This window comes from Longispora sp. NPDC051575 (assembly GCF_040681875.1).
GTDB lineage: Bacteria > Actinomycetota > Actinomycetes > Mycobacteriales > Micromonosporaceae > Longispora.
In genome coordinates this window covers 194,935-213,182 of sequence record NZ_JBFAZP010000002.1, presented here as the reverse complement: position 1 = coordinate 213,182, position 18,248 = coordinate 194,935, and the positions used below count along the sequence as shown (strand labels likewise).

Genomic DNA, 18,248 nt, shown 5'->3' with positions numbered 1-18,248 from the left:
CACCACCACTCTGCCTGGCGGGGCCGCATCCGCCCCCCGGATTTTTCCGCCCGGCGGGACAACCGGTCGGGACGCGCGGGCCCGCCGGCCCGTGGGACGGGGCGGGCCCGCGCGGGGGAGGGCGCCCGGGACGCCGGGCTGGCGACGGTGCGACCCGCCGCCAGCCCGTACCCGTCAGAGGTTGTTGCTGATCCAGCCCGAGTAGCTGGTCAGGCGGGTGTAGATCCCGGGGACGCCCGGGTCGGCGCACCCGTCGCCCCAGCTCACCACGCCCGCGAGCTTGCCGTTGATCACGAACGGGCCGCCGGAGTCACCCTGGCAGGTGTCCACGCCGCCCTCGGGGTACCCGGCGCAGACCATCTTCGCCTTGAGGTACCGCCGGCCGTACGCGTCGGTGCAGTCCGCGTTGGACGTCACCGGCACGGTCGCCGCGAGCAGGGTCGGCGAGCCGTCGCCCTGGCCGGCGTAGGTGTCGCCCCAGCCCATGATCGCGGCCGTGGTGCCGGCGGCGTACAGGTTGGTGTCGGTCGACGCCACCACGGGCAGGGTGCGCCGGTTGAGCGCCTGCGACAGGGTGAGGACGGCCACGTCGTCGCCCTTCTCCACCGAGCGGTAGCTCGCGTGCACGGCGATCGCGGACACCTGGCGGACGTCGCCGGCCTGGGTGCGCAGGTCGGTCCGCCCCGCGACCACCTGCACGTACTTCGCCTGCAACCCGCTCACGCAGTGCGCGGCGGTGACGATCTTCGTGGGCGTGACGAGGGTGCCGCCGCAGAACTGGTGGCTGACGTTGGCGCGGTTCGGGTAGTACTTCGCGCTGACCAGGGCCACCAGCCACGGGCGGTCGGCGGTGCTGGCCTCCTCGCCGCCGACGATGTTCGCCGGGGGCGCGGCCAACGCCGTCGCGGGGGCGGCCAGCGTCGCGGTGGCCGCCGCGAGCACGAGGAGGGTACGGCGGAGACGGGCCCAGCCGGGGTTCGGGGACATGAGGGGTTCCCTTCGGATTCCGCCCGGAGGCGGAGTGGGCGGACGCGGCCACCGGTTCTCCCGAGCGGCGGCCGCCCGGCGGTACCTGTGTGGAGCGCGTCCGCCGGTCCCCAGAGCATTGTCAGTGTTGCGTTAAGGGCACCGTTGCAAATCCTTAAATTGCCGTCAAGGTTCTCAATGCCTCACCACCACCCCAGAACCATGGAAATGCCGCCCGGAATATCCACCCACCGCGATGCGTTCCAGCACACGTACCACCGGTGTGACAGAGGGGGAGACATGCGCGAGTACGGCGCGTCCGAGCAGATCACGATCCTGATGGGCGGCGAGTCGGGCGCCGACTGGGCGGACATCGCGGCCCGGGTCGGCGGCTCCGTCGCCGACGTCGAGCGCGCGTACGCGGACCTGCGCGCCGACGCGCTGCGGCTCAAGGTCGCACTGCTGCGTCGCCGGGTGGCCGCCGAGGTCGGCGCGGAGAAGTACCGGGCCCCGGACGCGCGCCGGTCCCTGCGGTTCTACGACAAGGACGCCGGCGACCGGTTCATCGACGCGGACCTGGTCGCCGCCGTGCCGGAGGACCCGCGCTAGCCACCGACGCCGCCGGCCGCCCCTCATCTGAGGGGCGGCCGGCGGCGTTTCCGCTGGTGTCAGGCCCGCATCGCCCGCCGTGCCGGCACCATCGTCGCCGCGTACGCGGTCCCCAGCACCATCGCGCCCACCGCCGGCACCAGCCACCACGGCCCGGCCGCGACGGGCGTCCCCAGCAGCCCCACCCCGAGGAACAGCACCGGCAGCGCGGACAGCGCCAGGCCGGCCACGCACGCGCCGACCCCGTACAGCAGGCTCTCGCGGCGCACCATCGCCCGCAGTTGGCGCGGGGTGGCGCCGGCGAACCGCAGCGCGCCGAACTCCTCGCGCCGCCGGGACGTCGCGGCCACCAGGCTGTTGACGACGCCGATCAGCACGTACCCGAGCAGGCCGCCCACCACCACGAAGTTCAGCCACATCGAGGGCGTGACCTCCGGGGCGGCCCCGGGCGGCGCGGCCGAGACCCGCACCCCGGGCACGTCCGCGAGCGCCGCGCCGACGGCCGCCGCGTCCACCCCGCCGACGAGGACGTTCGCGACGAGGTGCCGTGGGCCGTACGCGAGGTCGGGGGAGACGACGAGGTCGCCGTAGCCGAGTTCGCGGGAGTACACGGCCGCCACGGTCGCCGTGGTCCGGGTCCCGTCGGCGAGGACCAGTTCGTGCCGGTCGCCCGGCGCGAGCCCGTTGAACAGCGCGAACGACCTCCCGACGGCGATGCTGTCGCCCTTCAGCGCGCCGAGGCCGCCCGCCGTGATCCCCAGGTCGACCATGCCCTCGGCGTCCGCGCCGACGACGGCGGCCGGGTGGCTCCGGGCCTTGGGCTTGCCGTTCTCCGTGTCCGGCCACACCACGGTCGTGGCGTCCAGGACGGCGGCCCGGGCCCCGGGCAGCGCCCGCAGCCGGTCGAGGGCGTACGCGGGCACGCCGCCGAGGTCCGGTGCGGTCACCGTCACGCCGCCGACCACGCTGTCGGCCCGTTCGAGCGCCGCGCCGTGCTGCGGGGTGGTCTGGGTGAAGGTGTAGGTGATGGCGAACGTCACGGCCATCGCGAGGCTGGTCAGGGCCCCGGCGTTCCGACCCGCGTACGCCCGCATGTTGTGCGCCGCGATCCACCCGGTCACGCTCCGGCCCGTCCCGGTCGAGGCCCTGCGCACGAGCAGCCGCCCGGCCCCCCGGACCAGCTGCGGCCCCGCGAGGGTCAGGCCGATCGCGGCGAGGATGCCCGACGTGCCGGTCCCGGCCACGGCCACCATGCTCCGGGTGAACAGCGGGACCGCCGCCGTGGTCAGCGCGAGCAGGATCAGCCCGTACCCGATCCGGGCCCGCACCACCCCGCTCGGCGGCTCCGTGGCGGTCTGCGCCATGGCCTCGGTCGCCGGCAGCGCCGACACCTTCCGCGCGGCGCCCCGGGCGGCGATCCCGACCACGGCCAGGAACAGCACCGCCGTGATCAGCGCGGGGAACGGGCCGCGGACCAGCGCCAACTCCCCGGGGATGATCCCGAGCCCGACGAACCAGTCCCGGACCCGGTCGGCGAGCAGGTACCCGCCGCCGATCCCCAGCGGCAGCACCACCAGCGCGGCCAGGGTGCCCTGCGCGGCGGCGAGCCGGCGGACCTGGCGCGGGGTGGCCCCGACGGCCCGCATCAGCGCGAGCTCCCGGCGCTGGCCGGCGACGTTCACCGACAGCGCTCCGGCGACCACGAACCCGACCATCATCAGCACCACCCCGGCCAGCGAGGCGGACAGCGCGATCAGGGTGCCCCGGCCGGCCCCGGCGGCCACGTACTCGACGTCGCCCCGGGCGGCGCCGGTGACCACCCGCAGGTCGGTACCCGCGAGCGCGGCCCGCACGTCCTCGGCGGTCCGGCCGCCCGGCGCGGACCACAGCGCGACGAGGTCGACCTTCCCGGGGTGCCCGGACAGCTCGGCGGCCCGCGCGTCGGTGAAGTACAGCCCGGCCGGCGCGCCGTCGAGGACCGCCGAGACCCGGTAGGTGCCCCGGGCGCCACCGGCGACGATGTCCACGCTGGCACCGGGGGCGAGCGCGATCCCGGCGACGGCGACCTCGGCGGGGCCGGCGGGCGCCCGGCCGGTCAGCCGGGGCGCGTCCGGCAGCGCGGCGGAGGACCAGCCGTGCCCGCCGACCGGCACGGCGGCGCCGTCGATCACGGGGGTCGCCGGGAAGCTCAGGTCCCCGACGACGCGCGTCACGCCCGGCAGCGCGCCGAGCCGCCCGACGAGGTCGGCGGGCACTCCCGCGCGGCCGGGCAGGGCGACGTCGATGTCCTCCTTCTGCACGACCTCCTGCGGCGCGGCGACGAGCACCGACGCGCCGCCGAACCGGTCGGTGGGCGCGTGGCCGAGCACGCCGGTCTCGGCGAGCAGCAGGGTGGCGCTGACGGCGACCGTGCCGAGCAGCACGGCCAGCGCCACCGCGACGAGTCCGCTGATCCGCCGCCGGGACATCGGCAGCGCGAGGGTGACGAGGTTCACGCCGCCGCCCCCACCGCGACCGGCCGGCCGACGATCCGGCTGATCCGGCCGCCGGCCATCAGCACCGTGTGCCCGGCCCGGGCGGCGGCACCCGGGTCGTGGGTGACCATGACCACGGTCTGCCCGAGGTCCGTCACGAGCGAGGACAGCAGATCGAGGATCCCCTCGGCGGTACGCGCGTCCAGCGCCCCCGTCGGCTCGTCGGCGAACACGACGGCCGGCCGGGCCACCAGCGCCCGGACCACCGCGACCCGCTGCCGCTGGCCCCCGGACAGCTCGTCGGGGGCGCGCCGCAGCAGCCCGGCCAGGCCGGTGCGCTCGACGAGTTCGGCGATCCACCGCCGGTCGGGGGAGCGGCCGGCGAGCCGGAGCGGCAGGGTGATGTTCTGCTCGACGGTCAGGGACGGCACCAGGTTGTACGACTGGAAGATGAAACCCACCTGCTCCCGGCGGACCTTCGCGCGCCGGGCCTCGCCCATCCGGCCGATCTCCACCCCGCCGATCGCGACCGAGCCCCGGGTCGGCACGTCGAGCCCGGAGGCGACGTGCAGCAGGGTGCTCTTGCCGGAACCGGACTCGCCCATGATCGCCAGGAACGCCCCGCGCGGCACCCGCAGCGACACGTCGTCGAGGCCGGTGACGCCGCCCGGGTAGGCGCGGGTCACGCCGGTCAGGACCACCGCGTCGGCGCTCATCGCCGGCGGCCGAGCACGTAGGAGACGATCAGGCCGACGAGGCAGGCGGTGGCGACGATGCCGGCCGCGAGGCTCCACACGTTCTGCCCGGCGAAGGACTGCACCGCGTTGAACCCGGCCGCCGGGATCATCACGGCCCACAGCACCAGGCGCAGCATCCGGTGGCCGAGGCTGGCGACGGGCCGGGTGGCGGGCCGGTCGGCGGGCGCCTGCTGGTCGGTGAGGCGGTACTGGTCGGTCATGGCTTCCCCTAGCTCACAGTGACGTTCTGTTGTCCCCGTCAACGCTAGGGAAATCGCCCTCCGTGCCCAATGCCGCCAGCTACCGACCCTGGGGTACGGCCAGCTGTACCTTTCGCGGCCGCCCGGACCGGCGTCACGGTCCGTGACGTACGGTGGCGGCGGACGGAGGTGGACATGACCCGCTGGTGGACGTATGTCCGGGACAGGACCCGGGTGCTGGTGACCGCGTGGCTGCGCCTGGTGGCGGGCCTGGTCACGGACGTGCTGGCCCTCGGGGTCGCGGTGCTGTTCCTGTTCGTGGCCGCCGTGTCGGTCATCAGCGTGGGCCTGCCGCTGCTCCCGCTCGCCCTGCGGCTCCTCCGGGCGTTCGCCGACCGGGAACGCCGCCGCCTGTCCCGCGTCGGACCGCCGGTCGCGAGCCCCTACCGGCCGAGCCCGGACGGCTGGTGGCCGGCGCTGTGGAGCACCGTGACCGACCCGGCGACCCGGCGGGACCTGGGCTGGACCCTGTCGAGGGCCGGCATGTTCTTCGTCGGGATCATCGCCGCCGCGCTGCCGGTGTCGGCGGTGCGGGACCTGACGTTCCCGGCGTGGTGGCGGCTGCTGCCCGAGGGCACGGCGACCGGCGGGTTCGGCTTCCCGGTCGACGGCTGGGCCGGGGCGTTCGCGGTGGCCCTGGTCAGCCCGGTGTGGATCGCGCTGAGCGTGCTGGTCATCCCGGGGCTCGTCCGGTTCCGCGAGCACCTCGGCCGCCGGCTGCTGACGGCGACGCCCGGTACGGACCTGTCGCTGCGGATCACGGAGCTGACCGCGACCCGGGCCGCCGCCCTCGACGCGCACACGGCCGAGCTGCGCCGGATCGAACGGTCCCTGCACGACGGCGCGCAGAACCGGCTGGTCGGGGTGGCGATCCTCACCGGTACCGCCCGCCGCGCCCTGGCCCGGGACCCGGCCGCCGCCGACGCGCTCCTCGAACGGGCCCAGCGCAGCGCCGAGGAGGCCCTGGCCGAGCTGCGGTCGGTGATCCGGAGCATCCTGCCGCCGATCCTGGACCAGCGCGGCCTCGACGGCGCGCTCGCGGCGCTGGCCGCCTCCTGCGCGGTGCCGTGCGAGGTGAGCGTCGACGTGCGGGACCGCTGCGCGGCGTCGGTGGAGGCCACCGCGTACTTCGTGGTCGCCGAGGCGCTCACCAACACGTCGAAGCACAGCGGCGCGGCGCACGCGGCCGTCGACGTCCGGCGGGTCGGCGACGTGCTGCGGATCCAGGTCCGCGACGACGGCCGGGGCGGCGCGGACGAGGGGAGCGGGTCGGGACTGTCCGGCCTGCGCGGGCGGGTCTCGGCACACGACGGGACCCTGCGGGTATCGAGCCCGGCCGGTGGGCCGACAATTCTGGACGTGGAGCTGCCATGCGGATCGTGATCGCCGAGGACGACGCCCTGCTGCGCGAGGGGCTGTCGCTGCTGCTCGCGGGGGAGGGCTTCGACGTGGTGGCCGCCGTCGGGGAGCCAGCCGCGTTCCTCGCCGCCGTCCGCGAGCACCACCCCGACATCGCGGTCGTGGACGTGCGGATGCCGCCCACCCACACCGACGAGGGGATCCGCGCCGCCGTGGAGGCCCGCCGGGTCCAGCCGGGCCTGGCGGTGCTGGTCCTGTCCGCCTACGTCGAGCAGAGTTTCGCCACCGACCTGCTCGCCGAGGGCGCCGGCAAGGTCGGCTACCTGCTCAAGGAGCGGGTCGGCCGGGTGGAGACGTTCCTGTCCGCGCTGCGCCGGGTCGCCGACGGCGGCACCGCGATCGACCCGGAGGTGATCGCGCAACTGTTCGCGGCGCGCCGGGCGGGCGACCCGCTGGAGACCCTGTCGGCCCGGGAGCGCGAGGTGCTCGGCGCGATGGCCGAGGGGCTGGGCAACGGGGCGATCGCGGAGCGGCTGTTCGTCACGGACAACGCGGTGCACAAGCACATCCGCAACATCTTCTCGAAGCTGGGCCTGACCCCGGAGGACGGGACGGACCGGCGGGTGGCGGCGGTGCTGCGCTACCTGGACGGCACCCGGCGCTGACACAACCCTTTTCCGGGTACCGGAGACCGGCCGCCGCGTCCTGTACGCCCGTCCGTCGCCGATCTAGACTCGTCGCACGCAGGCGCTGGTCGCTGGGGGTGACATGTCCGACCTGGAGCTCGAGTTGGTGCGCGCGCTGGCGTCCGGCCCGTTCCACCGGGCGTTGTCCCTGGCCGTCCGCCGCCGGGGCCTGACCCTGGACCGGTTGTGCCACCGGCTGGCCGAACGCGACATCCGGCTCAGCACGGCCGCGTTGAGCTACTGGGCGAGCGGCCGGCGGCGTCCCGAGCGCGGGGACTCGCTGAAGGGCGTCGTGGCGTTGGAGGAGGTGCTCGGCCTGCCGCCGGGCGCGCTGACCGCGTTGCTGCCGCCGCCGCGCCCGAGGGGCCGGTACAGCACCGGGCTGGAGCCGTCGTTGCGGCCGTGGCGGGCCGGGGTCCTGGAGCGGATGGCCGAGGACCTGGCGATGCCCGCGCACTCGGGGCTGCGCCGGCTCAGCGTGGACGAGCACGTGACCATCGACGCGGAGCGCTGCGAACGCACCCGGCGGGTCCGCGAGGTGATGCGCGCCGAACGCGATGATCTCTCCCGGTTCTACCTGTTCTGGCAGGTCGACGATCCGACGGCGGGCCGGCCCGGGTTCACCGACCTGTGGGGCTGCCGGCCGGGCCGGCACCGGTGGGACCCGGCGTCGGGGTACCTGATCACGGAGATGCTGCTCGACAGCCGGCTGGACGTGGGGGACACGGCCATCGTGCGGTACACCCTGGACCTGCCGGGGCACACGCCCGTCACCCGGTGCACCCGGACGGTGTCGAGGACCGTGCACGCCTTCGCGCTGGAGGTGACGTTCGCGCCGGGCACGGTGCCGGTCCGGTGCGCCTCGTTCCACCAGGCCGCCGCCGACGAGGCCGACGAGGACCTGCGCGACCTGCGGGTCGACCCGTCCGGCAGCGTGCACCTGGCCCTGATCGAGGCCCGCCCCGGCGTCTACGGCATCCAGCTGTACTGGTGAGGGCGGCCGGGTGACTCCGTTGGCACCCGACCGCCCGGACCGTGCGCCCCGGCCGCACAGCCGACCGGGGCGCTCCCGGCCGCACGGCCGACCGGGGTCGTGCGGCTAGCTGGCCCTACCGATCCGCACGGTCGTCTCCCGACCCTGCGCGTGCTCCTTGACGACCTCGATCCGGGTGTTGGTGTCGGGTACCTTCACGCCCAGGTCCGGGTTCTCGGCGTACCAGTAGGTGCCGGTGCGGTCGTTGAACGCGGCGACCGGGGCCTGCTTGCGGAACGTGGTCGCCACGCCGGCCCGGTGCAGGGTGACCGCGTCGGTGTACTTCAGCCCGAGCGTCGCGTCGAACACCTGCGCGCGCGGGTTGGCGAACGCCCCGTCGGCGTACCGCATCGGGGTGGCCCGCACGTCCACCGGCAGGATCATGCCCGCGCCCGGGTGGTCGCGCGTCGTGTTGTCGCTGTAGTACGGGTCCCACAGCCAGACGAGCACGCCGTCCTGGTACGGGTACCGCTCGACCTGGTCGGCCTTCCCCGCCACCCCGTTCCAGCCGAAGTTGTACGGGCCGGTCTGCAGGAACTGTCCGAACGCGACGTACCGGCGGTTCTCCACGAGGTAGGCGCGCGGGTAGGACTTGACGCCGGCGTCCCCGATCCGGGTGAACCCGCGCGCCGTCCAGCCGTTGTCGCCGCCCTCCACGTCGTCGGTCAGCACGACGCGGTCGCCTGCCTTGACGGTGATGGTGTCGAGGAGGAAGCCGTTTTCGGCGGTGTTGGTGTCGGTGACGTAGCGGACGCGGAAGAGGACCGTGCCGCCGGCGTACCCGTCGAGGTTGTAGTTCAGGTCGACCCAGCCGGCCGAGGAGCCGGTCAGGCCGGGGCGTCCGCCGACGTTGGGGATGGGTGCGCCGTTGACGGTGCCGCCGACGCCCTTCCAGGTGGTGCCGTTGTCGGTGGACACCTCGCCGTAGAGGTAGTCGAAGTCCTCTTCGATCCAGTAGCGGCTCTTGGCGGAGACGCTGGCGGTGGTGGCACCGGTCAGGTCGAGGGACCGGGTCAGGGTCTCGTCGAGGTAGTCGCCGCGCCCGCTCCACCACTGCGCCGCGCCCTGGAACGGCGCCACCAGGGGCGTGTGCACCAGGCGGGGCGGCAGGTTGACGAGGACCGCCTGCTTCTCGGCCGTGTTGTAGGAGGACACCCCGAGCACGTGGGTCGACTCGGTGGCCGCCTGCGCGGTGTCGTAGTTGAGCCAGCCGAGCTGCAGCTTGCTCCACGCGTCCAGGTCGCCCGGGTACTCGCCCGTGGCGCCGTTCTCCCTGCCCAGGTAGGACGCGTCCGACATCAGCGACCAGAAGTCGACGCCGTTGCCGCCGGTGGCCGCGTACAGGTCGGGCAGGCCCAGGAGCAGGTGGCCGTTCTCGTGCGCGACGAGCCCGAGGCCGCTGTTCTCGCCGGCCGTCAGGTAGTCGCCCACCCAGATCCCGGTGTCGGCGACCTGCGTGCCGCCCTGCTTGTTGCCCTCGGGGCCCGCCGTGCCGCGGGTGGGCCAGTACGCGAACCAGCGGTGCGCCCACAGCGCGCCGGCGCCCTGCGCCCCGCCGCCCCACGTCTGGTCCACCCCGGCGTGGATGACCTCGTAGTTGTCGATGTACCCGTCCGGCTCGTTGAAGTTGCCGTCCCGGTCGTGGTCGTACTGGTCGCGCTGGTCGTACTCCGCGAGCTGCGCCTTGATCTGCGCCGGGGTGCGGCCCTTGGCCAGCTCGGCGGCGTGCCAGGCGGCCAGGGAGTCGCGGATCAGGTCCCAGCTGTTCGGACACTGCCGGCCGCCGTCGCACAGGTCGCTGCCGTACCGGGCCTCGTTGTAGGGCAGCTTCACCCAGTCGGAGACGTACCCGGAGATGTCGTAGCGGCCTGAGGACTGGACCTGGAGGTAGTTGCGCAGCGAGTTCGCGCCCTTGGCCCGGCTGAAGTACATGTCCTCGTAGTAGGCGCGGTCGAAGTTGGGCCGCCAGATGGTGTGGTTGTCGCTGGTGCCGGCCGGGTCCGGGATCGCGTTGTGCAGCGGGCCGGGCGCGCCGCCGTACTTGACCTGGCCCCGGTACAGCGTCGTGTTGTCGACCTGGTCGCCGAACTCGGCGAGCACCACGAACACCTTCGCGGTGCCCTGCTGGGCGACCTCGACGTAGTCCTGGCCGACCCGCACGGTGCCGGCCGGGGCGGGCGCGACGGACCGGGCCTGCGGCGTACCCGACGTGACCTGTTCCATGGCCTTGCGGCGCAGCGACTGCTGCTGGGTCTGCAGGGGGCTGACCGGCTCGGGGGCCGACCGGCCCTCGGGGGCGGAGTCGGGGGCGGGGGAGGGTGGCGGTCCCGCTGAGGCCGGGCCGACGAGGGCCATGGCGCCGAGCAGCGTCGCCGTGAGCCCCGCCGCGATCGCGGTGGTTCTGCGCACTGGGATTCCTCTCACCTGGGCGGCCGGGAAGGGGAGAGGCCGGCCACCGGATCGGTGAAAGCTAACAGCCGGTGACGCCCCGGACGGCGCCCTCGACCGCGTTAACTGTTACCGGAATTGGGCCAGCACCACCGGATGCCGTGGAAGCCGGGCGTGACGTCGTGGTCGATCAGGTGCGCGCGGCGGGCGTCGAACAGTCGGAGCCGGGTGAGGTCCTTGTGCGGGGAGCGGGGGTCCAGCCGCCAGATCCGGTACGCGCGCTCGACGCCGGTGTCCGGGCCGAACCGCAGGGTCATGTCGAAGTGCTGGCCGGCCCGCAACCACATCCCGTGGTACGGCTCGGCCACCGCGCCCGACACGTGGTACAGCAGCGCGTACTCCTCGCCCCTGCCCAGCGCGGGGAACACCAGCTCGGTCGCGACGAGCCCGGCCTCCCGGTCGGTGCGCTCCCGGCCGAGGGCGCAGTCCCGGCCCGCCCGGACGGTGGGCACGGAACCCTGGGTGTGGGTGAGGACGACGTGCCGGCGCACGCCCGCCTGCCGGGCCCGGACGGCCACCCGCACCGTGGAGTGCCAGTGCCCCGGGCCGAGCACGGTCACGTCCTCCTGCACGGCGAGCACGTCGAGCCCGGGCTCGGCGGCGGCGTCGAGGGCGGCCCTGAGCCGCTGGGCGACCACCGGGGACGTGCCGGGCACCGCCGCCCGGGTCCGGCCCTGGTGCGCGGGCTCGTCGAGCAGCCGCCCCAGCGACCCGGCCGGCAGCCGCAGCACGGTCTCCAGTTCGGCGAGGACGCGCAGGCTCTCGGCCCGGTCGGGCCGGCTGACGCCGCGCTGCCAGTTGCTCAGGGTGGCCACGCTGACGGACAGCCCCGCGCCGGTCAGCCGGTCGCGGAGCCGGTCGAGGCTCAGGCCCCGGTCGGCGATGGCCCACCGCAGCGCGGTGTGGAACGGGCCGGCCCGGAGCACGTCGTCGAGGTCGTTGATAAGAGTCCCTTAAGTCACGCAAAGTTACTGGCTGGTTCTGAATTTTCAATGGCACCCGACCGCGTCGATCGATGGCACCTCCGTTCCGTCGCAGGTCAGTGCCACTTTCCTCCTCCGGTGCCGGGCCGCGCTCACGGTGAACGGCGTACCCGAAGTATGAGGTGTGATATTGCACGCAGTCGAGAGGAGATCCATGCTGGCCTCTCCCCAACCGGTTCGCCGGTAGCCCGGGCGCCCCTCGCCCGGCCTGGACGGGAAAGGAAACCCCCTCATGACCCCCTTCCGACTGTTGTCCGTGGGCGCGGCGCTCGCCCTGGGAGCCGCCGTCGTCCCGGTCACGATCGCCGCGGCGACCTCGAAGGCCCCCGCCGCGGTGTGCGTGCCCGCCGACTCCGACCACCGGCACGACGAGGCGGCCCCGGACTGCGTCTCCGCGGCCGTCAGCATGGACCGGCTCCCCGCCGTGGGTGAGACGGCCACCGTGAAGATCAGACTCGGTACCCAGGTGCCGGTGGCCTCCGCCCGGCTCGCGGTCCGGCTGCCGGCCACCCTGCGCCTCGACGCCGCCGGCACCGGCCTGTCCGCCCCGCGCGCCGTCGGGCTGGACCAGGTCGCCGAGCAGACGTTCCCGCTGCCGACCGGCGGGCGGACCGTGACCCTGAAGGTCACCGCCCTGGCCGCCGGACCCGCCCAGGTCGAGGCGGACCTGACCGACGCCGGAGCGCCCGACCAGGCCCGCTCCGCGCACGGCACCACGGTGTTCACCGTCGGCGACCTGCCCGGGACCTCCGTGGCCGGCGTCGCGGGCACGGACAGCGCGGCCGTGGACGCCGGGACCGCCCGGCCGGCGACCAACGGGCACTCGGTGCCCCTGGTCGGGACCGCTCCCCGGTCACCGGCCGCCCGGTCGGCCACGGCCGCGCCCGGCCAGATCTGCGCGACCGGCCAGTTCACGGTCGCGGACAAGACCGGCGCGTGGCTGGCCGGGCGCAACATCCCGGTGTCCGTGATCGGGAAGACGACCTCGTCGGCGAGCAGCCAGACCTACGCCACGGGGCTGACGGGCGCCGCCGACGGGAAGTACGCCCTGTGCTTCACGTCCCCTGTGACCACCATGTACTCCGTGCAGGTCAAGTTCACCTCCGACTCCAGCGTGTGGCGGGTGACCAACAACGCCGGGCAGAGCACGTACACGGTCACCACGGCGGCGAAGAGCAACGTGCCGTCGGGTACCGACCAGAACTTCGGCACCACGTCGCCGACCAGCACGTACATGCGCGGCTGGCACGCGTTCGACACGATGAACCTGCTCTGGGCGATCCGCGCCTCGGGCACCAACTGCTGGACGGCGCGCGAGACCGCCACCTGCACGAAGATCACCCTGCACTGGCAGCCGGGCAGCACCGACGGCACGTACTTCGACCCCGACGGCCGGTACGTGGCGTTCGAGGACGCCGATCCCGACTCCGAGCACCTGGTCCTGCACGAGGCCGGGCACCACTTCATGGACCTGCTGTACAACCGCTGGTGGCCGGTCTTCGACTGCCCCGACCCGCACTACCTGACCGAGAAGTCCGGCCCGACCTGCGCCTGGACCGAGGGCTTCGCCAACGCCATCACCGGCTACGCCAAGGGTGACGGCATGTTCTACTGGCCCGACGGCGAGTCCGTGAACCTGATGAGCACCAAGCCGTTCGACCCGTCCAAGCCGGCCAGCCACACCAACATCGAGGACGGCGACCTGGTCGAGTGCCGGGTGGCCGGCTCCCTGATCGACCTGTGGCGCAATGTGGACAACGGGCCCGCCGCGACGTTCGACCTGATGCGCCGGTACACGTCGAGCACGTTCCGCGAGCACTTCAACGACGACCGGCCGCTGACCGGGATGAACACGTCCGCGACGGCCCGCAACCTGGTCTACACCCACACGATCGACTACCGCACGACCACGCCGCCCGGCACCGGGATCGCCAACGGCGGCTTCGAGAGCGGCACCGCGAACTGGACCATCACCGGCGGCGTCGTCGGCAACTGGCCCACCTACCCGGCCCAGCAGGGCTCCTGGTACGCCTGGATGGGCGGCAACGGGGTCGTCAACACCGACACCCTGTCCCAGCAGATCGCCGTCCCGTCCGCCGGCACGACGACCCTCACCTACCACCTGAGGATCGCCACGAAGGAGACCGGCACGACCGCCTACGACACGTTCAAGGTCCAGATCGTGGACGGATCGACGACCACCACGCTGGGTACGTTCTCCAACGCGAACGCCGGCACCGGGTACGTGCTGCGCTCCGCCAGCCTGAACAACTATCGTGGCAGGACCGTGACGCTCAGGTTCGTCAGCGTGGAGGACTCGTCCCTCACGACCGACTTCCTGCTCGACACGATCGCACTGAGCACCACCTGACAGACCTGTGACCGGGCCGGGGGACAGCGGCGCGGTCACTGTCCCGCTCCCGGATCCGCGCACTGACCCGGGAGCGGGAAACCCCTTTTCCGGGGTACGGGAGCCACCCGTACCCCGGAAAAGGGCCCTAGGTGTACGTGTCGGGGACCGTCGGATCGGTGACCTCGCCCCGGTAGTAGGCGCGCTCCTTCGCCGAACCGGACGCCTGGGCCGGGAAGTACTCCGCCGACGTCGGCTCGCCGAACACGGCGCCGAAGTGGCTGCCGCTGAGCGCGATCGTCTTCAGCCCCGACTGCCCCCGCACGGCCGCCCGGTCGCTGGACGTCTCCGTGCGCAGCGGCTCGGAGACCTGGGTGGTGATCAGCAGCGCGGCGGCGGCGGCCTTCTGCCGCTCGGTGTAGTACGGACCGGGGGCGGTGCTGACCGAGTCCAGGTGGGTGTTCATGTCCCCGGCCCGGTCGTCGCGTTCGTCGTCGCTGAGCTCGGTGGCCCAGGACTTGTAGGTGCCGCCGATCTTCTTGCCGCCGTGGCCGTAGTCGCCCGTGCGGTAGGACACCATCGCCTGGGGGGCCTTCGTCGTCTCCAGCGGATCCGTGAACGCCTCGTAGGAGCCCTTCGACACCGTCTTCGTGCCGAACGGGGTGTGCACGCGGAGGGTGCGCGGGGAGTTCTGGAAGGACCGCCGGATCGCCCCGTACACCTCCTTGCGCGGCCGTTTCTCCGTCTTCGCGATGGTGTCCACGGTGAACTCGGTCTCCGTGTCGTCGAGCACGAGCGGCTTGGCGACCGCCGCGGCCACCTCCTTGAGGATGTTCACGTGCCCCTTGACCTTGAACGTCTTCCCGGCGGGCGTCTCGAAGTGGTACCAGCCGCCGCCGGCGACCGTCGTGAGCACGCAGGCCGTCTTGCCGTACCCCTTCACCCTGTACGACTTGCCCACGTCGGAGCCCTTCACCTTGAGGAACTGGCGCACCCGGCCGGGCGCCGCGAGCGCCGGTGCCCGGGGCGCGCCCCGGTCGGCCTCCTCCTCCAGGGCCGCCTCGGTGTCCGGGTCGGGCTCGGCGGGCACCCGGCCCTGCTTCTGCTGCACGACGTGCCACAGTTCGTGGCCGAGCGCGTCCTCCGCGCCGGGGGACAGGTGGATGTCCGTGCCCTCGGTGAAGGCCTTCGCGCCGTGCAGGGCGGGCAGGTCCGAGCCGGCGTGCACCCGGACGTCGTCGAGCGGCAGGCCGCTGCGCGCCTCGACGTCGGCCCGCAGCGCCCCGGGCAGGCCGGTCCGGTCCGGATGGGGGGCGGGCCGCGCGGCCGGCGCCGGGCCGGGTCGCAGCAGCTGGTTGACGGCGGCGTTGCCGGCGAGCCGCTGGAGTGCCAGCAGCGGACGCGGCGCGGCGGACGCGCGCGGGACGGTGGGGCGGGTGGGTTCGGCGCGGGTGCTCTCCAGCTCTCGCATGGCCCGAGAATATCGAGCCAGCTGGATTGACGGCGGGCTGTGGCGGACAGCTGACAGCTAGGGCTCCCCGGCCGACCGGGCCCTCCGCAGCGCGGCCCGGTCCCGGACCCCCAGCCGGCGGTACAGCCGGGTCAGCCCCGCCTCCACCGTCTTCACCGACACCCGCAGCTCCCGGGCGATCTCCTGGTTCGTCGCCCCGGCCTCGATGAACGCGATCAGGCGGCGCTCGGTGTCCGGCGCGGGCAGCCCGGCCGCGTCGAGCCGCCCCACCCGCCCGGCGGCGTACCGGGCCCACGGCCGGCACCCGGCCCGGGTGTACAGCTCCCCGGCCCGGACCAGCGCGCCCCGCGCCGCCCCGACCCGCCGGGCCCGGGCCTCCAGTTCGCCGAGCGTCAGCCAGGCCCGCGCGATCTCCAGCGGATAGGGGTGCCGCGCGGGGATCAGCCCCCGGAGCCGGTCGGCCGCGTCCCGCGCGGACCCGGTGATCCCCTCGACCAGCGCGGCGACCCGGTCGAGCCCCAGCAGCACGACCCGGCGGTGGAACCGGTCCGCGCGGGCGCGGGCGTCGGCGAGCACGGCGGCCGCCCGGTCCGGCGCGCCCGACAGGGCCAGGGCCTCGGCCAGGTCGGCGTCGATCAGCACCAGGGCCGGGTCGTGCGCGCCGGTGCCGCGCAACAGTTCCACCGCCCGGTCGAACCGCCGGGCGGCCGGCGCGGGCTGGTCCAGGAGCAGGTCGGCCCGGCCCCTCGACATCAGGGCCCCGGCGAGCCACTCGGTGTCGCCGACCCGCTCCTCCAGGGCCACGGCCTCGTCGAGCAGTTCCACGGCGCGTTCCACGGTGCCGTCGGCCAACTCGGCGGTACCCCGCTGGTAGAGCGCCCGGCCCGGGGTGGGCTCGATCTCGATCCGCAGCCGGGCGGCGAGCCGGCCGGACTCCGCCGACGCGCCGCACAGCCCCGCCCGGTCCTGGATCCGGGCCACCGCCTGCAACACGTCGCACAGCGCCACGGTGCTCCCGGCCCGTTCGGTGTCGGCCAGCACCCGGGTCACGGCCTCCAGGGCCGCGGTGACCTCCCCGGCGCGGACCAGCCCGAGGGCCGCCGCCCGCCGGATCGACAACGCCGCCCGGGACAGTTCCCGGCCCTCGGCGAGCGCCGCCGCCCGGCGGAGCAGGGCCGAGAAGTCCACCGGGTCGGCGACGTTCTCCAGTTCGTACCGGAAGTCCAGGCACTCCAGCAGCGCCTCGTCGTCGCCGGCCCGCTCCGCGTAGTCCTCGGCCCGGGCCAGCTCGGCGCGCACCAGGTCGGGCCGGGTGCGGCGCAGGGCCAGTTCCGCCCGGACCAGGTGCACCCGGGCCAGCAGCGCCGGGTCGCCGTCCGTGTCGGCCTCCGCGGCGTCCAGGAGGCCCGGGGCGTCGGTGAAGTCCGCGTTCGCGAGTTCGATCAGCAGCAGCCGGGCGTGCACCCGCGACGGCCGGTGGTCCGCGCGCAGCACCGCCGAGCAGGCCTCCCACGCCTGGTCGGTGAGCCCGGCCGCGTGCGCGTACCGGCCCGAGGCCAGCAGCCGGGCCGTGGACACCGCCGGGTCGTGCGCGCCGTGTTCCGCCGCGAGCCGGGCGAGCTGTGCCGCCGCCGCCGGGACGCCGCGCCGCTCGGCCTCCACCGCCGCCCCGAACAGGGTGTCCGCGAGCCACGGGTCGGGGCCGTTCGCGGCGAGCGCCAGGTGCCGGGCCCGCTCCACCGGGTCGGTGCTGCGACCGGCGAGCAGGGCGTGCGCGGCCCGGCGCACCCCGGGGGAGGCGTCGGTGTAGACGAGGTCGCCGAGCAGCGGGTGCCCGAACTGGAGCCGGCCGTCGGCCTGGGCGACCAGCACCCCGGACTCGAGTGCGGGCCGCAGCGCCTCGGTGGCCGGGTCGAGGTCGGGCCGGCTGGACGCGGCGGCCAGGACCAGCGCGGAGCGGGTGGCCGCAGGCAGGGCGCCGAGCCGGTCGGCGAGCACCAGCCGCAGCCGGTCGGGGACGGGCAGCGGCTCCGTGGGCCACGGCAGCGTCGTCCGCCCGCAGAGCAGCCGGCCCAGCTCCAGGGCGAGGAACGGGTTGCCCTCGCTGGCCGCGTACAGCCGGTCGAGCACCGGGGCGGGGAGCGGCAGGTCCAGGCGGTCGCGGACCAGCTCGCCGACGACGTCCGGCGGCAGGGGCAGCAACTCGACCTCCTCGGCGGGGGCGGGCAGCAGACCGCCCAGCTCCGGGACCGCCCCGCCCGGGGCCCTTTCGGCGGCCAGCACCCGCAGTCGGCCGTCCGTACAGCGCCGGGCGACGAAGGTCAGCACCTCCCGGCTGGGCTCATCGAGCCACTGCGCGTCGTCGAGGACGAGGAGCACCCGGCGGTCCTCGGTGAGCCGGCGGACCAGTTCGAGGACGGCGAGGCGCACGGCGAGCGGGTCGACCCGGGTGCCGTCGCGTGGCGGCCGGCGGAGCAGCGCCGTCTCCAGGGCGGCCCGGAGCGGCCCGGACAGCGGGGTGTCCTCGCGGTAGGCGGAACCGAACAGTTCGGACAGCGCCAGGTACGGCAGGGCCGCCTCGGCCGGCCGGGCGGTGCTGCGGGCCACGAACTCGCCGCGCGCGACCGCCTCGGCCGCCAGTACCTCGATGAGGCTGGTCTTGCCCAGGCCGGCGGGTCCGTGCAGCAGCACGCCGCCACCGCCGGCGAGCCGGGCACGGCACCGTGCCAGGACCTCGGCACGGCCGAGCACGCCGGCAGCCTCCACCCGGCCGATTCTGCCCCTCGGGGCCGGCCCGTGGGAAGGGCCGTGTAACGAGATCGTTATCCGGGGCGAGGGTTGCCCAAGGGTGCTCCCCCATGTCGCTGTCCGT

Annotated in this window: 13 protein-coding genes; 5 read left to right on the top strand and 8 right to left on the bottom strand. The window is 74.6% G+C overall.

Features of this window, described 5'->3' with window-relative positions:
- Positions 1-174: 174 nt before the first annotated feature.
- Positions 175-987 carry a serine protease gene (locus tag AB0M43_RS04800; protein ID WP_363721215.1) on the bottom strand — a complete coding sequence of 271 codons (813 nt, stop codon included), beginning with the start codon at positions 985-987 and terminating at the stop codon, positions 175-177.
- A 279-nt stretch (positions 988-1,266) separates the two neighbouring features.
- Here AB0M43_RS04800 and AB0M43_RS04795 point away from each other — a divergent pair, with 279 nt between their 5' ends.
- Entirely contained in the window at positions 1,267-1,575 is a 309-nt protein-coding gene (locus AB0M43_RS04795; protein ID WP_363721213.1) for a hypothetical protein, read from the top strand.
- 59 nt (positions 1,576-1,634) lie between these two features.
- On the opposite strand, the gene AB0M43_RS04790 is transcribed toward AB0M43_RS04795, so the two are convergent.
- From AB0M43_RS04790 to AB0M43_RS04780, 3 genes are read right to left on the bottom strand one after another with little or no spacing between them, the layout of a single operon-like run.
- Positions 1,635-4,070: an FtsX-like permease family protein gene (locus AB0M43_RS04790; protein WP_363721210.1), complete on the bottom strand. Its 2,436-nt coding sequence runs from the start codon at positions 4,068-4,070 to the stop codon at positions 1,635-1,637.
- Positions 4,067-4,765 carry an ABC transporter ATP-binding protein gene (locus AB0M43_RS04785; RefSeq protein ID WP_363721209.1) on the bottom strand — a complete coding sequence of 233 codons (699 nt, stop codon included), beginning with the start codon at positions 4,763-4,765 and terminating at the stop codon, positions 4,067-4,069. The genes AB0M43_RS04790 and AB0M43_RS04785 overlap by 4 nt, the downstream gene beginning before the upstream one ends.
- On the bottom strand, positions 4,762-5,007 hold the full coding sequence (locus AB0M43_RS04780) for a hypothetical protein (RefSeq protein WP_363721208.1): 246 nt from the start codon (positions 5,005-5,007) through the stop codon (positions 4,762-4,764). The genes AB0M43_RS04785 and AB0M43_RS04780 overlap by 4 nt, the downstream gene beginning before the upstream one ends.
- A gap of 174 nt (positions 5,008-5,181) precedes the next feature.
- Between AB0M43_RS04780 and AB0M43_RS04775 the strand changes: the two genes are divergently transcribed.
- The 3 genes from AB0M43_RS04775 to AB0M43_RS04765 all read left to right on the top strand — a co-directional run bounded on the left by AB0M43_RS04775 (position 5,182) and on the right by AB0M43_RS04765 (position 8,085).
- Positions 5,182-6,429, top strand: a complete 1,248-nt coding sequence (locus AB0M43_RS04775; protein WP_363721207.1) for a sensor domain-containing protein — start codon at positions 5,182-5,184, stop codon at positions 6,427-6,429.
- A complete protein-coding gene (locus tag AB0M43_RS04770; RefSeq protein WP_363721206.1) occupies positions 6,417-7,070 on the top strand; it encodes a response regulator transcription factor in 654 nt (217 codons plus the stop codon). Before AB0M43_RS04775 ends, AB0M43_RS04770 begins: the two co-directional genes overlap by 13 nt.
- Positions 7,071-7,173: 103 nt before the next feature.
- The gene (locus AB0M43_RS04765; protein WP_363721205.1) at positions 7,174-8,085 is read left to right on the top strand and encodes a hypothetical protein; all 912 of its coding nucleotides are present in this window, start codon (positions 7,174-7,176) and stop codon (positions 8,083-8,085) included.
- Between the two features lie 105 nt (positions 8,086-8,190).
- Here the strand turns inward: AB0M43_RS04765 and AB0M43_RS04760 are convergent, their stop codons facing one another.
- Both AB0M43_RS04760 and AB0M43_RS04755 read right to left on the bottom strand, forming a co-directional pair.
- Positions 8,191-10,533: an immune inhibitor A domain-containing protein gene (locus AB0M43_RS04760; protein ID WP_363721204.1), complete on the bottom strand. Its 2,343-nt coding sequence runs from the start codon at positions 10,531-10,533 to the stop codon at positions 8,191-8,193.
- Positions 10,534-10,634: 101 nt separating this feature from the next.
- Positions 10,635-11,498 carry a hypothetical protein gene (locus AB0M43_RS04755; protein ID WP_363721203.1) on the bottom strand — a complete coding sequence of 288 codons (864 nt, stop codon included), beginning with the start codon at positions 11,496-11,498 and terminating at the stop codon, positions 10,635-10,637.
- A 289-nt stretch (positions 11,499-11,787) separates the two neighbouring features.
- Here AB0M43_RS04755 and AB0M43_RS04750 point away from each other — a divergent pair, with 289 nt between their 5' ends.
- Positions 11,788-13,926: a hypothetical protein gene (locus AB0M43_RS04750; RefSeq protein ID WP_363721202.1), complete on the top strand. Its 2,139-nt coding sequence runs from the start codon at positions 11,788-11,790 to the stop codon at positions 13,924-13,926.
- Positions 13,927-14,053: 127 nt separating this feature from the next.
- Here AB0M43_RS04750 and AB0M43_RS04745 read toward each other — a convergent pair whose 3' ends face one another.
- Both AB0M43_RS04745 and AB0M43_RS04740 read right to left on the bottom strand, forming a co-directional pair.
- A complete protein-coding gene (locus AB0M43_RS04745; protein WP_363721201.1) occupies positions 14,054-15,376 on the bottom strand; it encodes a DUF4157 domain-containing protein in 1,323 nt (440 codons plus the stop codon).
- 57 nt (positions 15,377-15,433) lie between these two features.
- Positions 15,434-18,142 carry a LuxR family transcriptional regulator gene (locus tag AB0M43_RS04740; RefSeq protein ID WP_363721200.1) on the bottom strand — a complete coding sequence of 903 codons (2,709 nt, stop codon included), beginning with the start codon at positions 18,140-18,142 and terminating at the stop codon, positions 15,434-15,436.
- Positions 18,143-18,248: the final 106 nt, after the last annotated feature.

Bases quoted from the DNA above. Each gene is read 5' to 3' on its own strand.
- AB0M43_RS04795 (WP_363721213.1), top strand. From the start codon at position 1,267: ATGCGCGAGTACGGCGCGTCCGAGCAGATCACGATCCTGATGGGCGGC.
- AB0M43_RS04750 (WP_363721202.1), top strand. From the start codon at position 11,788: ATGACCCCCTTCCGACTGTTGTCCGTGGGCGCGGCGCTCGCCCTGGGA.
- AB0M43_RS04800 (WP_363721215.1), bottom strand. From the start codon at position 987: ATGTCCCCGAACCCCGGCTGGGCCCGTCTCCGCCGTACCCTCCTCGTG.
- AB0M43_RS04770 (WP_363721206.1), top strand. From the start codon at position 6,417: ATGCGGATCGTGATCGCCGAGGACGACGCCCTGCTGCGCGAGGGGCTG.
- AB0M43_RS04775 (WP_363721207.1), top strand. From the start codon at position 5,182: ATGACCCGCTGGTGGACGTATGTCCGGGACAGGACCCGGGTGCTGGTG.
- AB0M43_RS04785 (WP_363721209.1), bottom strand. From the start codon at position 4,765: ATGAGCGCCGACGCGGTGGTCCTGACCGGCGTGACCCGCGCCTACCCG.
- AB0M43_RS04745 (WP_363721201.1), bottom strand. From the start codon at position 15,376: ATGCGAGAGCTGGAGAGCACCCGCGCCGAACCCACCCGCCCCACCGTC.
- AB0M43_RS04765 (WP_363721205.1), top strand. From the start codon at position 7,174: ATGTCCGACCTGGAGCTCGAGTTGGTGCGCGCGCTGGCGTCCGGCCCG.
- AB0M43_RS04780 (WP_363721208.1), bottom strand. From the start codon at position 5,007: ATGACCGACCAGTACCGCCTCACCGACCAGCAGGCGCCCGCCGACCGG.